This window comes from Acinetobacter sp. CE-15, from assembly GCF_051059255.1.
GTDB classification, from domain to species: domain Bacteria; phylum Pseudomonadota; class Gammaproteobacteria; order Pseudomonadales; family Moraxellaceae; genus Acinetobacter; species Acinetobacter guillouiae.
Genome location: NZ_CP192737.1, coordinates 3397591 through 3412137, shown reverse-complemented (window position 1 = coordinate 3412137; position 14547 = coordinate 3397591). Strand labels below are relative to the sequence as shown.

The following is a 14547-nucleotide window of genomic DNA, read 5'->3' as shown; positions in this document are numbered from 1 at the left end:
GAAGATGCAGCAATATCAATTGGGTTTTGTGATTCCTGTGTATAACCATCCACATTATATCAAAGCATTACTGGACTATATTCACCCTTATGGTTTACCAGTGGTTTTAGTCAATGATGGTAGCGATATTGAATGTTCGACCTTGTTGCAAGAATTGGCGCAGCAGCATAAAAATGTATATCTGGTCGAGCACGCGACCAATCAGGGCAAAGGTCAGGCCGTGATGACAGGTTTATATCAGGCACAAGATCTTGGCTGGACACATGCTTTACAAATTGATGCAGATGGACAGCACGATTGGCAGGATATCGAAAAATTTATCACCATCTCAACACAACATCCTCAAGCAATGATTTTGGGACAGCCGATCTTTGATGAAACGGTGCCTAAAAAGCGTTTGTATGGTCGTTATGTCACCCATGTCTGGGTTTGGATTAATAGTCTGTCACTTGAGATCAAAGACAGTATGTGCGGTTTTCGTATTTATCCACTTGATCAAACCATTCAAGTCCTCAATCGAGCAAAATTTCAACCACGCATGGGTTTTGACAGTGAAATTCTAGTGCGCCTAAAGTGGGAACAAGTTCAGTTTATCAATGTACCCACTGCGGTGATTTATCCAGAACAAGGTATTTCACATTTTAATGTGTGGAAAGATAATTTAGGACTCAGTAAAGCACATGCGCGACTTTTTGCAGGCATGTTGATTCGCTTACCTAAACTGTTGGCACAAAAAACCAAAGGTTCAGCACATGACTGAATCACATACAAAACGATGGAGTGAGCTTAAAGAAAAGGGTGGAATGTTGCCTTTGATGTTAATGCTGTGCTTCTACCGTTTTGGTGGGCGTTTTTTATGTAAGCTGGTGCTGTATTTCATTATCATGTGGTATTGGATCTTTTCTCGCACAGCGCGTCAGGCTTCATTACTTTATTTACAAAAGTTGCATCATTTTGCTCAAGAAAAGTCACCATTTTCACATCAACCAAATATGAGTCATTCGTATATTCATTTGATGACATTTGGTGAGTGTATTTTGGATAAAATTGAAGGCTGGTTGGGAAAAGTCGCAGAAGAAAAGCTGATCTTGCATGGGCATGCGCATTTTCGGGAAAATTATAAAAAAGGTGCGATCATTGTGGTATCACATTTTGGCAATATCGAATTGCTACGTGCGATCAAATCTGATCACCAACAAAAAATCAATGTATTGGTTTATCAAAAACATGCCAGTAAATTTAATGAATTTCTTAAAAAGCTCAATCAAAAAGCCGATGTGCATCTGATTTCGGTCGATGAACTTGGCGTTGATACTGCGATTCTTTTGCAGGAGAAACTGGATCAGGGTGAGTGGATCATCGTGGCAGCAGATCGAGTGCCGGTTCAATCGCAACGTGTCGAAAATCTTAAATTTTTAGCTGATGAGTCCGCTTGGCCGCAAGGACCTTGGATTTTAGCGAGTTTATTCAAAGTTCCGATATTGGCGGTTTTCTGTTATCGCAAGCAAGACAAGTTTCATGTGCATATCCACTCAATCGCTCAAAAACTTAATTTTCCGCGGCAAACCCGCAACCAAGCCATAGCTGAAGTCATGCAACGCTATGCTCAACTGGTCGAACAGCATTGCGTAGATGCACCTTATCAATGGTTTAATTTTTATAATTTTTGGAACAAATAAAAATGCAGTCACTTGTCATCGGAGAAAAACCACTTTCAATTGAAGAGATTGTTGCTGTCGCTAATCAACAGCTCAAAGTGGCGCTGCCTAAGTCTGAAAGTTGGCAGGCATTGATTCAACGAGGTGCTGATTTTCTCGATCAATTATTACAAGAAGAAGGCGTCATCTATGGTGTAACCACAGGTTATGGCGATTCTTGTTTGGTTGAAGTGCCTGCACATCAGGTCAATGAATTGCCTTTGCATTTATCTCGTTTTCACGGTTGTGGTTTAGGGCAAAATCTGGACTTGATCACTGCACGTGCTGTGATGGTGACTCGATTATGCTCTTTGGCACGTGGCTATTCTGGGGTATCACATGCTTTACTTGAGCGTTTGGTTTGGATGCTTAATGAAAATATTATTCCAGTGATTCCTTCAGAAGGTTCAGTCGGCGCCAGTGGTGATTTAACTCCATTGTCCTATATTGCAGGGGCATTGGTCGGTGAACGGGATGTTTACTATCAAGGCAATATCGTGGCAGTCGCAGATGTTTATGCTGAATATGCGATACAGCCTTTGGCACTCAGACCCAAAGAAGGGCTTGCCATTATGAATGGTACTGCGGTGATGACCGCAATGGCCTGTTTAAATTATAAAAAAGCTGAGCAGATTAGTTTGGCAAGTACTTTAATCACAGCATTAAATGTGTTGGCATTAGAGGGCAATCCAAGTCATTTTGATGAAGTGTTATTTGCCCAGAAACCACATGCAGGTCAGCAAGAGATTGCCAAGCAACTACGTGAATGGTTAAACGATAAAGTACAAACAGAGCATCAAAGTCCACGTTTGCAAGATCGTTATTCGCTGCGTTGTGCACCACATATTATTGGAATCTTTGAAGATTCTAAAACTTGGCTTAGACAATTTATTGAAAATGAATTGAACTCAAGCAATGACAATCCGTTAATTGATCCGATCAATTTACGCGTGTTACATGGTGGGCATTTCTATGGTGGACATATCGCACAGGCTATGGATAGCCTAAAAATTATGATTGCCAATATTGCTGATTTGATGGATCGTCAGCTTGCACAGTTGGTCGATCATAAAATGAATCATGGTTTACCGCGTAATTTGACTGGTGCTAAAACTGATCGCTTACCGCTCAATCATGGTTTTAAAGCCGTACAGATTGGAGTGTCAGCTTGGACTGCCGAAGCGCTTAAACAGACGCTTGCCGCTTCAATTTTTTCACGTTCAACCGAGTGCCATAATCAAGATAAAGTCAGTATGGGTACGATTGCCGCACGTGATGCCAGTCGGGTGATTTTATTGACCGAACAAGTGATTGCTGCATTGAGCTGTGCTGCGGTTCAAGCAATTGAACTGAGAGGATTGGCACAACAATTAAGTCCAGTGTTGGGTTTGTTTAGACAATGGGTACTGAAAGAATTTCATTTTGTTGAAGAAGATCGTCCATTACAAAAAGAGCTACAAGCGATAGTGGATCATCTTGAAAATCTCAATCTGTTAAACTGCAATCTGTTGCAGCACAAGCAGGAGAACGCTGATGTATGCTGATGTCATTATAGATGTGCCATTTCATGATGTAGATACCATGAATGTGGTTTGGCATGGGCATTATCTCAAATATTTTGAAATTGCCCGTTGCAAATTATTGGATCAATTTGACTATAACTATAATCAAATGAAAGATTCTGGTTATGCATGGCCAGTGATTGAAAGTTATGTCCGTTATGCGCAGGGTATTATTTTTGGGCAACATATTCGAGTACGTGCGACTTTAAAAGAATGGGAAAACCGTTTAAAAATCGAGTATCAGATTTTTGATGCAGAATCGGGTAAACGCCTCACCAAAGGTTTTACCAGTCAGGTGGCAGTCGAGATAGAAACTCGAGAAATGTGCTTTCAGTCACCAAAAATATTTTTAGACCGCCTATATGCATGGTCTGAATTTAAGACCAAATAGGGGGGCGTGAAAAATGTTGAATTTTAAAAATAAAATCAAACTGATCATCACCAGTATGATGTTTATGGTTATGACGACACTTCCATTGGCAAGTTATGCAGAAAGCTCTAAAGTTGGGCAAATTTTTCAACAGCTTTCTCAAACACCTGTTGTTCGTGCCCATTTTGAGCAGCAAAAAAAGCTCACCTCGTTAAATAAAACTTTTAGCTCAAATGGACAGGTTTTATTTTCCAAAAGCCAAGGGGTGATTTGGCAGATTCAAAAGCCTGTTCAAGCAGATTTGATTGTTACCCCAAAAAAATTGCTACAAAAAACCCAGCGAACCATGAGTCAACTTGAGATTGATAATAGTCAATATGGTTCAGTGGCGACCATGTTTTTACAGTTAATGGCAGGTGATGAAACAGCCTTAGCCAAAAATTTTAATGTGGTTGCAGCCAATTACACAACATCAGCTTGGGATGTCACATTGACCCCGAAAAGCGCGTTGTTTAAAAAATTGTTTGTCAAAGTGAGTGCGCAAGGTGGACGTTATGTCAATCGTATTGTGATTACTGAACAAGCCAATAATATGACGATTATCAATTTTAGTCAGCAGACGGCTCAACCTCAAACTTTATCGGCGTCTGAGAATGCACTTTTCCAATTGGCAAAATAAACTCACTGCAATTTGGTTGATATTTTTAGTCATCATTGCGATCGGACTGGGATTTACATGGATGCAAAAAGGCATTCATATCCAGACCAATATTTTTGCTTTACTACCAAAAGTAAAGCAGGACAAACAGCTTGAGCAAACTGAACACTATGTTAGTGAGCAATTGAACAATAAAGTGTTCTTGGTGATTGATGCAAAATCATCGGAACAAATTGAGCAAGCAACACAGATATTAAGGGCTGGTGTCCAACAGTCGAATTTGTTTAAGCCATTAAAAGCGCAAGTTGATACTGAAGATTTTGCCAAGACTTTATATGCACATCATGCAGGCTTAATCAGTTCGCAAGATCAAGCAATCTTAAAACAACAGGATTATGCGGCACTGACTGAACAAAGTTTGATGCAAATCATGAGCCCGGGTATGCCAATCACTGAGGGCTTACTTCAACAAGATCCATTGTTATTATTTCCACGTTATGCCATGGGGCTTGCAAGCCTGCAACAGCATTCAAATATCGAAATACATGATGGTTTTGCCACAATTTCTGATGAGCAAGGCTATTCCCGACTATTTAATTTAGAACTTTTAAAAAGTCCTTATGATATTGAGTATCAAGAACAAACTACCCAATGGATGACTAATGTTAATCAGCAATTGAGCAAGATCGGGGTGAAACCGCACTGGACTGGAACAATTGTTTTTTCGCATTTTGGTACCCAATCTGCAAAGAATGAAATTTCTACAATCGGCGTGGGTTCGAGTATCGGTGTCTTGCTTTTGGTCTGGTTTGGCTTCCGTTCCATTCGCCCGATGTTGACTGAGTTTATTGCGGTTGCCACTGGGTCAATGGTGGCTTTTGCGGTAACCCACTGGATATTTTCCGAAATACATCTGATGACTTTGGTTTTTGGTGCAAGTCTGATTGGGGTATGTGTCGATTTTTCCTTTTACTTTATGGCGATGCAATCGCAGCAACGACATCTCAATGGATTTGCCGTATTAAAGCCGATTTTACCCAGTTTGTTGATCGGGCTTTCAACCACATTGCTGGCTTATTTATTTTTAAGTTTTACCCCTTTTCCCGGCTTTAAGCAGATTGCCGTATTTTCAATGGTGGGATTAACTGCTGCTGGAATCACCAGTCTATTATTACTGCCGCGTTTACCTGCCTTAAATGCTGAACCTGCAATACGCAGATTAAGCTTTATTGGTACATGGCGTAATTATTTTTTAGCGCACGCAACAAAGCGTTATCTGCTGATTTTTGTGATCTTTGTGGTTTCAGGATCAAGTTTGCTGCTGATCAAAAGTAATGATGATGTGCGTAATTTACAAAGCATGGATCAACATTTAAAGCAGGAAGATCAATATATTCGTTCTCGTTTTGGGCAAGCGCAGGGCAGTGATTATTTTGCAATTTATGCAAATTCAGCAAAGGACCTTGCAAGGCAAGAACAGCACTTGATCCATGCGCTTTCTCAGTTAAAACAACAGGGCAAAATTGACGGATTTCAAGCAATAGGACAAACAATTCCTTCGCTGGAACAGCAACAGCAGAATGTTAAAGCGCTACAGAAAATTCCAAAATCAGTACTCGTGGAATATGCAAGCGCGATGCAACTTGATCCGAAAGATGTCCTGAGTTGGCAAGCAAGATTGTCTCAACAATCATTGTTAAATTTAGATCAGTTTGCTGCCCATCCTTTGGCATTTTTACAGGTTAATTCGCAGCAAAGATTGATTTTGATTCAAGGCATAAAAGATGTAACAGCTGTAGAGGCTTTGCAAGATCAGCAGAATAAGCTGGTTCGCCCTGTACATAATTTATCGCGCTTATTCCAAGACCATCGGATCCAAGCTGAATATCTTTTTGTTTATGCATTAATTGCCTTAGCGATCGGTTTAATGCTGATCTATGGGATTAAATCGGTATTTGCTTTTATGGTGCCAGTGACTTTGGCATTGATGAGCACCTTTGCATTACAGGCATGGATGGGCGTTGAGATTAATCTATTTAGTGTAATGGGGGTTTTTCTCATCTTGGGGATTGGTGTGGATTACGCTATTTTCTACCGTCAAGGGCACGATCATCCGCATGTGGTCGGGATGGCATTATTTCTCTGTATGATGTCGACTTTGTTGGGATTTGGTCTATTGGCGTTAAGCCATACCTATGCAATACATTGTTTTGGGTTAACGGTCCTTTTTGGGGTAATTTTTTCGTTTATTTATGCCACGCTGTTTACGCCGGCAGACTCAAAATTAAATCAAAATCAATTAATCAGTCAAAGAACTGAACATTAAGGTGAGTACATGAAGGGTTTGGATTTACAACAAACAGATGTGGTGATCATCGGGGCAGGACCATCGGGAAGTTCCGCAGCAGCACTGCTTCGACACAAAGGTTATCAAGTGGTGATCATTGAAAAGCAGCATTTTCCTCGCTTTTCGATCGGTGAATCACTTTTGCCACAATGTATGGTGTTTTTAGAAGAGGCTGGTTTATTAGACACAGTTCGTGAACATGTTGAAGAATATGCATTTCAATTTAAAAATGGAGCAGCATTCTTACGTGGTCATCAACGGAGCTACTACGATTTTACTCAAAAATTTAGTGAAGGTCCTGGAACGACATGGCAGATTAGACGTGCCAATTTCGACCATCTTTTAGCACAGCAAGCTGAACAATATGGGGCTGAAATTCGTTTTGGGCATGAGGTTGTTGCAGTTGATGTTGAGCTTGATCATCCTCTATTAACGGTTAAAGATGAGCAGCAAAATATCTATCAAATTCAGGCTAAATTTTTACTGGATGCCAGTGGCTTTGGTCGTATTTTGCCGAAACTTCTTGATCTGGAAAGTCCTTCAAATTTTCCAGTACGCCGTGCGGTGTTTAGTCATATTGAAGATGGGATCTTGGATGATCCTGAATTTGACCGAAATAAAATCCTGATTACGGTACATGAAAAAGATCACCGTGGCTGGTATTGGTTAATTCCGTTTGCAGATGGTCGCTGTTCATTTGGGATTGTGGCTGAACAGGATTTCTTTGATCATTATGGTTATATCTCTGATGACCCTGAAGCCTTATTGGCTTTATTTAAAGATATTCTTGCAGATGAACCGAGTTTGTTGCAGGTACTGCGCAATATGAAGTTTGATACGCCAATTCGTACTTTGGTGGGCTATTCAGCAAATGTTAAAACCTTGGCACAGCGCAATTTTGCTTTGCTGGGCAATGCGGGTGAATTTTTAGATCCTGTGTTTTCATCTGGGGTGACCATTGCACTCAAGTCTTCAAGTTTGGTGGTACCTTTAGTCGATCAAGTCTTACAAGGTGGGCAAGTAGACTGGATGCAAGAATATGAAAAACCTTTGCGTAAAGGAATCAAAGTATTTCGCGCTTATGTAGAAGCATGGTACGACGGTGAGTTTCAAGATGTGGTATTTTCAAAAAATCAAAATGAAAAAATCCGTCGTATGATTGCGTCATTATTGGCGGGTTATGCTTGGGATGAGGCTAATCCAATCTATCGCAATGCACGACAACGATTAAATACCTTGGCTGAATATTGTCGTCATGATCTTGAACAGAGCAAAATACTTGAGAGCGAATAATGCAAATTTGGTTAAAAACAATGAGCATCAGTCTGTTGTTAGCACTGGGTGCCTGTCAAAGTATGTATCCACAGCCACAAGGTCTGGTTCCTGTGGTTTGGTCTGCCGATCCAGCCTTGGCGCATTATCAGCGTCAAGATCAAGTTGAAGTTGTCTGGAAAAATCAAAGTTTTAGCTTTTTACTCTACCAAGAACAGCAGGCGAAAAACTTGCAAATGTTTGCTTTAAGCTTAACTGGACAGCAACTGTTTAGACTGGATTTCGATGGTCAAAAAGTGCAGGTGCATGAAAGGATAAAACCGATGCGTTTGTTACCCTTTGATTTTGTGGTTCGCGATATTCTATTTGCAACTTATCCTGATTTTGCAAAAAATCATTTAGAAAATGTTAAAGTGAAACAGGGCATTGATCAGACGGAAATTGAGATCGATCAAAAAAATGTTTTAACGATAAAAACGCGTGCTGATCATATTGAGCTGGATAACCTGCAAGTTCCTTATCAAATGATCTTTAGCCCTGTGGAAAATACTTTAAAAGACAATTCATTAGAGCAAAATGAAGTGGAAGATCTGCAAAAAAATGACAAAAAAGATTGATTTAAACCATCCCGCTGTAGGCATTCATTGTTCAGCCAGTTTATCAGCTTTAGGTGATCATCCTGAGCAGGTCAAGGCACAATTGACCTCATTGGAAAACAGTTTAACCCTGAATAAATCTTTGATTTTTGATCAGCCTGTCTGGGTGGGTGCTTATCCACATCCGTTATGTAGCGATATTTCCGTGGCGCTACAAAACTATGACTCGCGTAATTTACGTTTTGCTTTAACTGCGCTTGCACAATGTGAATCTGAGTTACGTGACTATGTGGCTAAGTTTGATAAAAAACGACTTGCGATCATTGTTGGGACTTCAACTTCGGGTATTTCGGACAATGAACCTTTATTAAAAGCTTACTTTCAAGGCCAAACTGAAACCGTGATTCAACAGCAAAAGCAGGAAATGGGTAATCTCGCCAAAGCTTTGCAAATTTATTTGGGCTGGGACGGTCTTGCGTATACGATTTCTACGGCTTGTTCTTCAAGTGCTAAAGCTTTTGCCAGTGGGCAACGTTTGATTAATGCAGGGCTTGCCGATGCTGTATTGGTGGGTGGCGTAGATACCCTCGCTAAACTGACCTTGAACGGCTTTAACAGTCTGGAAAATTTGAGTGCAGGTATCTGTAGCCCATGTGGATATCAGCGGGATGGGATCAATATTGGTGAGGCCGCAAGCTTATTTTTACTCAGTAAAGAACCAGCGCCGATCATGTTGATTTCTGCGGGTGAATCTATGGACGCATGGCATATTTCTGCACCGCATCCAGAGGGCAAAGGCGCAGCAACTGCAATGCAAAAAGCACTGGATCAGGCGCAATTAAAAGCTTCAGATATTCATTATCTTAATTTGCATGGCACCGCAACCACGCACAATGATGATATGGAAATTAAAGCAGTCCGACAGGTCTTTCAGGACTATGCCGTTCCATTGAGTAGTACTAAGCATAAAACTGGACACTGTTTAGGTGCTGCGGGTGCATTGGAAGCCTATATTTGTACACAAGTGCTTAAAGATAAAAACTGGTTACCCCTTCATCAAAATGGTGTGATTGATCCTGAATTGGATGATCAGCATTACGTTGAACAGGATGATTTAAATCAAACTGCTCAATCTGATCCTGTGCGTTTTGTGATGAGTAATTCATTTGCCTTTGGCGGTAGTAATGCCAGCCTTATTTTTGGAACTGAAATCAAATGAGTTTAGATGCTATTCAATTTATTCCGCATGAAAAACCGATGGTTTTTGTTGATCAACTGCTTGAGCTAGGGGAAAATTTTGCACTTGCCAATCTAACCATTACTCCTGAATTGATGTTTAGTGATGAACAAGGTTTGCCGACTTGGAGTAGTATTGAACTCATGGCACAAACGATTAGTGCCTTTGCCGGTGCAAAAGGACAAAAAATGGGGCAAACGCCACAAATTGGTTATTTGCTCGGAACACGCAAATTAAATTTACCTTTGGCTTATTTTGAATTTGGTAAAACATTGACCATTCGGGCTGAACAACAATATTTACATGAAGGCTTGGCACAATTCTCTTGTGAAATAAGCTATGAAGAACATAAAATTAGCGCAGTTTTAAGTGTTTATGAACCACCTGTGAAAGCTGAGCAATAAGTAGGAATTAAGTGTGTCGAGAAGAATATTAGTGACAGGATCTAGTCGAGGGATTGGCAAAGCAATTGCTTTAGCTTTAGCAAAATCTGGTTTTGATGTGGTTGTGCATGCACGTTCTAGACGTGCTGATGCTGAGCAAGTGGTCGCTGAAATCCAAGCTTTGGGGCAAAACAGTTATGCGCTACTTTTTGATGTCACACAACGTGAAAACACCCGGCAGATACTGGAACAAGATATCGAGCTTTATGGTGCATTTTATGGTGTGGTGCTAAATGCAGGTTTAACCCATGATGGCGCATTTCCAGCTTTAACCGACAATGACTGGGATGAAGTAATTTCGACCTCATTGGATGGTTTTTATAATGTATTAAAACCTTTAGTGATGCCGATGATTCGCCTAAAACAAGGCGGGCGTATTGTGACGCTTTCTTCTGTTTCCGGCATTATGGGGAATCGTGGTCAAGTCAATTATAGTGCGGCAAAAGCGGGATTGATTGGTGCGACCAAAGCTTTGGCTTTAGAATTGGCAAAAAGAAAAATAACCGTGAATTGCGTTGCTCCGGGGTTAATTGAAACGGAAATGGTCACAGAAGAAGTAAAAGAACATGCTTTAAAAATGATTCCATTACAACGTATGGGACAGGTCGATGAAGTGGCGCATACGGTGAACTTTCTCTGTTCTGATCACGCAAGCTATATTACTCGGCAAGTGATTTCGGTGAATGGGGGACTGATTTAATGAAACGTGTTGTTGTGACGGGAATGTCGGGAATCACCTCACTGGGTGAAACGGCAGATGAAATTTTTGCCCAATTCCAAGCATCAAAAAATGGCATTCGTGCGATGCCTGATTGGGAAATTTATACCGATTTACGTTGTAAAATTGCAGGCCCAGTAGAACACTTTGAGGTACCCAAACATTTTAATCGTAAAGTGACACGAGGTATGGGACGAGTTGCATTGATGTCGGTGATTTGTGCTGAAAAAGCATTGGCAGATGCAGGCTTGATCGATCATCCTATTTTGAAAAGTGGTGATGCTGGCGTTGCTTTTGGCTCCTCTGCGGGGAGTGTCGATGCGGTCAAAGAGTTTGGGAAAATGCTCATAGACAACGACATGAGCCGTTTAAATGCGACCACGTATATTCGCATGATGTCACATACCAGCGCTGTGAATATGACGGTTTATTTTGGTTTAAAAGGTTTAACCTTACCCACATCAAGTGCCTGTACTTCAGGTTCAATGGCCATCGGACAGGCGTTTGAAGCAATTAAACTAGGTAAACAAACGCTAATGCTTGCGGGTGGTGCTGAGGAGCTCAGTGCGACAGGTTCAGCCGTATTCGATGTGTTATTAGCCACCAGCGGGATGAATGATACCCCTGAAAAAACACCACGCCCATTTGATAAAAATCGTGATGGTTTGGTGATTGGTGAAGGTGCTGGCTGTTTAGTGCTAGAAGAGTATGAACATGCGCTGGCACGTGGTGCAACGATCTATGCAGAAGTCATCGGTTATGCCAGTAATACCGATGGTGAGCATGTCACTCGCCCAAATTCAGAAATGATGGAAAGATGCATGCGCATGGCACTCAAAGATGCCGCAATTTCTGCGCAAGAGATTGATTATATCAATGCGCATGGGACTTCGACAGATCAAGGCGATGTTGCCGAAACTCAAGCTACTGCACGTATATTTGGTAAAAAACCGATCAGCTCATTAAAAAGTTATTTTGGACATACCCTTGGTGCATGTGGAGCAATCGAAGCTTGGCTGAGTATAGAAATGCTGCAACGCCAACAGTTTATCCATACTTTAAATTTGGATGAAATTGACCCATTATGTGGTGATTTGGATTATATCGTGCAAGAGCCACGAGAGATGAATGCAAAAATCATTATGACCAATAATTTTGCATTTGGAGGGATCAACACCTCCATTATTTTAAAACATACTTAAAAGAGGAAAAAAACGATGTCATTTAAACACTTGGTTGTTGCTTCAACTTTATGCTTTGGTGGAATCGTCTCTGCACAGGCTGCGGACACTGTTCATAATCTCAATTTTAAAGCAGCTGTAGATCAAGCTGTGGCTGATGGATTTTTAGATGGATCGGTAAAATTTTATCTTGCTGGGACTAAATCTGGTGGTCAAGTTTTAGAAAAGGCGGTTGTCAGCAATAAAAAAACCAATGGTTTTGGAAAGTCTGCGGAAAAGGCTTGTGATCATGTATTACGTTCAGCATTGATCCAATTGCAAAGCGCAGCAAAAGACAAAGGTGCTAACGCAGTGACCAATATTGTGAGCTATTTCAAAGCAAATGAATCAAAAAACACCACCACATATCAATGTTATAAAGGTACAGCACTTGCGAGTGTGGCTTTAAAAGGCGATATCGTTAAATTCTAAGCTGTAAACATGTGCCAATGTCTAGTAATCTTTTAGAATAAGATATGGACATTGGCTCATACTTTTGAATCTATTAAAAAAATAATATTTAACGATTAAAAATTTCATTAGCCTATTCATTTAAATGTCCCGTGCATTGTGCCGAAATGTTTTTGATTTGTGCCGTATCCAGTTCTAAGTTATCCCATTTGCACATTTGTTGAATAATCCATTCAAAATCATCTGGTTTAGGTCGGTCCTGTGTCCCAAAAGAACGAATAATATTTTGTATTTTATGAAACGCATAGGTATGCACCAAATGTGAACAGTTAAAGCGGATAATCTCGCTGTCTTCTAACATGTGCCATATAGGTTGCAGTGATTGCAAGGTGCTTAAATCATGCTGTGCTTGCTGAATCGCCGTCTGCAATGCATTTAAGGTATTCGGATGTTTGTTTGCCCATTCATGGGTGGTCGCCAAAACTTTATCCGCGACTTCAGGAATAATCTGTTTACTCTCAGCAATCACATAACTATAACCTTCAATCTGCGCTTGGATATTCCAAGGTTCACCGACACAGAATCCATCAATCAGTTGTGATGAAATCGCATCCACCATATAGGAAGGGGGCAGTGTGGAGGGTTGATATTTTTTTGCCAAATCTGGGTCTGCCAAAGCCAACCATTCTCTTAAACAATAATGGTGGATGGACTGTTTAAACACATGAGCCAGTTGTATTTTATCGCCTTGTTTTAAGGCTTGAACCACTTTCACTGCTGACGCTTGCGCAGTATCTTGTGTGTGAATTTTTAACTCATAACACAATTTTTGACTCAAGCTGATAAATGCACGATTGGTACTCAACACCAATGCGGTTTGTAAGGGAATACCCAGTTGATCATTGCCTGTCGCAGCAGCGGGAAGCATGGCAGAAAGACAATGTGCGGCATCTAAAATACCAAAAGCTAAACGGTCACGTAGGCTGGCCCATGAAGGCTCTTTTACCAACGTAACATTCAGACCTTGCTCGGTAAAATAGCCTTGATGGTGTGCCCAAAGTATTGCAGTGCAATCCAGTAAAGGAATATAGCCTAATTGAATGTCTGTGGTTTCAAGTGTATGCATTGTTTATTCCTTGAAATTAGCTTGGAGCAAGGCTTGGGCGTCGATTAACTTTCTTGCCATTTCCCCCATGGTGATACGGTGACTCATGGCATTTTTTCGTAACAAACTGAAGGCTTGTTCTTCTTCAATTTGATGCATCTGCATCAGCATCACTTTGGCTTTTTCAATATCTTTTCGGTCTGCCAGTTTGCATTTGGTTTCATTGAGATCTTTTAATAGTTTTTTATGTTTTTTAAATTGTTCAATTGAAATTTCTAAAATACTTTCCAGTTTTTCTGGATCAATCCCATCGACAATATAGGCGGTTACACCCGCTTCAATGGCACTTTTGATGGTGTCTTTTTGCGAGTTTTTAGTGAAAAGCACAGTGGGCAAATCAAACTGACTGACACAGCTTTCAATAATATCTCGTTGTGGATGGTCCATATCCAGCAAAATTACATCGGCATGTAATTGTTGAAGATCGGTACTGTTTAAATGGTCAATCATCAGACATGCGACCACCTCGAAACCATGTTCGATTAAAGAGGATTTGATAAAAGATGCCCGCTCTATATCATCATCGATCAGGGCAATTCTTAATTTTGGCATGTCGCTACTCAAGTATGTCCTGACATGAACTTTCAGCATATAAGCAATTTAGATGCCAATATCTCAGGTTAAAATTGCTGTTTAAAGCATAGACGCAGGATGTTAAAGAAAAGTGATGCACTTTATTGACGCAATTTGCTTCCTAAACATGCAGTTTTATGGCTTACATTTTAGATGCACTGATCAACAGTGTGACGTTTTATTATGCAATCTAGGTACGATCATTTAATCATAAGTACTGAGTATTCAAGCAAAATAAAACCATAAACAGTCAAAAATATAAAGTTGGCATGAACCAT

15 protein-coding genes are annotated in these 14547 nt (G+C 40.5%); 13 read left to right on the top strand and 2 right to left on the bottom strand.

Going from position 1 to position 14547, the window contains the following annotated elements; translation table 11 throughout:
- Positions 1–4 precede the first annotated feature (4 nt).
- Genes ACQ7EO_RS15655 through ACQ7EO_RS15595 form a run of 13 tightly spaced genes read left to right on the top strand, consistent with a single transcriptional unit; the run spans position 5 to position 12552 of the window.
- Complete coding sequence (locus ACQ7EO_RS15655) at positions 5–760, top strand: glycosyltransferase family 2 protein (protein ID WP_434277955.1); 756 nt, start codon at positions 5–7, stop codon at positions 758–760.
- On the top strand, positions 753–1679 hold the full coding sequence (locus tag ACQ7EO_RS15650) for an acyltransferase (protein WP_434277954.1): 927 nt from the start codon (positions 753–755) through the stop codon (positions 1677–1679). The genes ACQ7EO_RS15655 and ACQ7EO_RS15650 overlap by 8 nt, the downstream gene beginning before the upstream one ends.
- A 2-nt stretch (positions 1680–1681) precedes the next feature.
- Positions 1682–3241, top strand: a complete 1560-nt coding sequence (locus ACQ7EO_RS15645) for an HAL/PAL/TAL family ammonia-lyase (protein WP_434277953.1) — start codon at positions 1682–1684, stop codon at positions 3239–3241.
- Positions 3231–3650 (top strand): acyl-CoA thioesterase, encoded by a 420-nt coding sequence (locus ACQ7EO_RS15640; RefSeq protein WP_434277952.1) that lies wholly within the window; start codon positions 3231–3233, stop codon positions 3648–3650. Before ACQ7EO_RS15645 ends, ACQ7EO_RS15640 begins: the two co-directional genes overlap by 11 nt.
- 55 nt (positions 3651–3705) lie before the next feature.
- Complete coding sequence (locus tag ACQ7EO_RS15635) at positions 3706–4308, top strand: LolA family protein (protein WP_434279624.1); 603 nt, start codon at positions 3706–3708, stop codon at positions 4306–4308.
- Positions 4283–6613 (top strand): MMPL family transporter, encoded by a 2331-nt coding sequence (locus ACQ7EO_RS15630; RefSeq protein ID WP_434277950.1) that lies wholly within the window; start codon positions 4283–4285, stop codon positions 6611–6613. Before ACQ7EO_RS15635 ends, ACQ7EO_RS15630 begins: the two co-directional genes overlap by 26 nt.
- A gap of 9 nt (positions 6614–6622) precedes the next feature.
- Positions 6623–7927, top strand: coding sequence for an NAD(P)/FAD-dependent oxidoreductase (locus tag ACQ7EO_RS15625; RefSeq protein ID WP_434277949.1), 1305 nt, complete (start codon positions 6623–6625; stop codon positions 7925–7927).
- A complete protein-coding gene (locus ACQ7EO_RS15620) occupies positions 7927–8523 on the top strand; it encodes a DUF3261 domain-containing protein (protein ID WP_244015394.1) in 597 nt (198 codons plus the stop codon). The genes ACQ7EO_RS15625 and ACQ7EO_RS15620 overlap by 1 nt, the downstream gene beginning before the upstream one ends.
- The gene (locus tag ACQ7EO_RS15615) at positions 8507–9721 is read left to right on the top strand and encodes a beta-ketoacyl-[acyl-carrier-protein] synthase family protein (protein WP_434277948.1); all 1215 of its coding nucleotides are present in this window, start codon (positions 8507–8509) and stop codon (positions 9719–9721) included. The genes ACQ7EO_RS15620 and ACQ7EO_RS15615 overlap by 17 nt, the downstream gene beginning before the upstream one ends.
- A complete protein-coding gene (locus ACQ7EO_RS15610) occupies positions 9718–10143 on the top strand; it encodes an ApeP family dehydratase (protein ID WP_034613969.1) in 426 nt (141 codons plus the stop codon). The genes ACQ7EO_RS15615 and ACQ7EO_RS15610 overlap by 4 nt, the downstream gene beginning before the upstream one ends.
- Before the next feature lie 13 nt (positions 10144–10156).
- The gene (locus tag ACQ7EO_RS15605) at positions 10157–10882 is read left to right on the top strand and encodes a 3-ketoacyl-ACP reductase FabG2 (protein WP_004722179.1); all 726 of its coding nucleotides are present in this window, start codon (positions 10157–10159) and stop codon (positions 10880–10882) included.
- Entirely contained in the window at positions 10882–12102 is a 1221-nt protein-coding gene (locus ACQ7EO_RS15600) for a beta-ketoacyl-ACP synthase (RefSeq protein WP_434277945.1), read from the top strand. Before ACQ7EO_RS15605 ends, ACQ7EO_RS15600 begins: the two co-directional genes overlap by 1 nt.
- 15 nt (positions 12103–12117) lie before the next feature.
- Positions 12118–12552, top strand: coding sequence for a hypothetical protein (locus ACQ7EO_RS15595; RefSeq protein WP_004722173.1), 435 nt, complete (start codon positions 12118–12120; stop codon positions 12550–12552).
- A 112-nt stretch (positions 12553–12664) separates the two neighbouring features.
- On the opposite strand, the gene ACQ7EO_RS15590 is transcribed toward ACQ7EO_RS15595, so the two are convergent.
- Together ACQ7EO_RS15590 and ACQ7EO_RS15585 are read right to left on the bottom strand one after the other, a co-directional pair.
- Positions 12665–13657 carry an ABC transporter substrate-binding protein gene (locus ACQ7EO_RS15590; protein WP_004819887.1) on the bottom strand — a complete coding sequence of 331 codons (993 nt, stop codon included), beginning with the start codon at positions 13655–13657 and terminating at the stop codon, positions 12665–12667.
- A gap of 3 nt (positions 13658–13660) precedes the next feature.
- Positions 13661–14248: an ANTAR domain-containing response regulator gene (locus ACQ7EO_RS15585; RefSeq protein ID WP_151802799.1), complete on the bottom strand. Its 588-nt coding sequence runs from the start codon at positions 14246–14248 to the stop codon at positions 13661–13663.
- Positions 14249–14547: the final 299 nt, after the last annotated feature.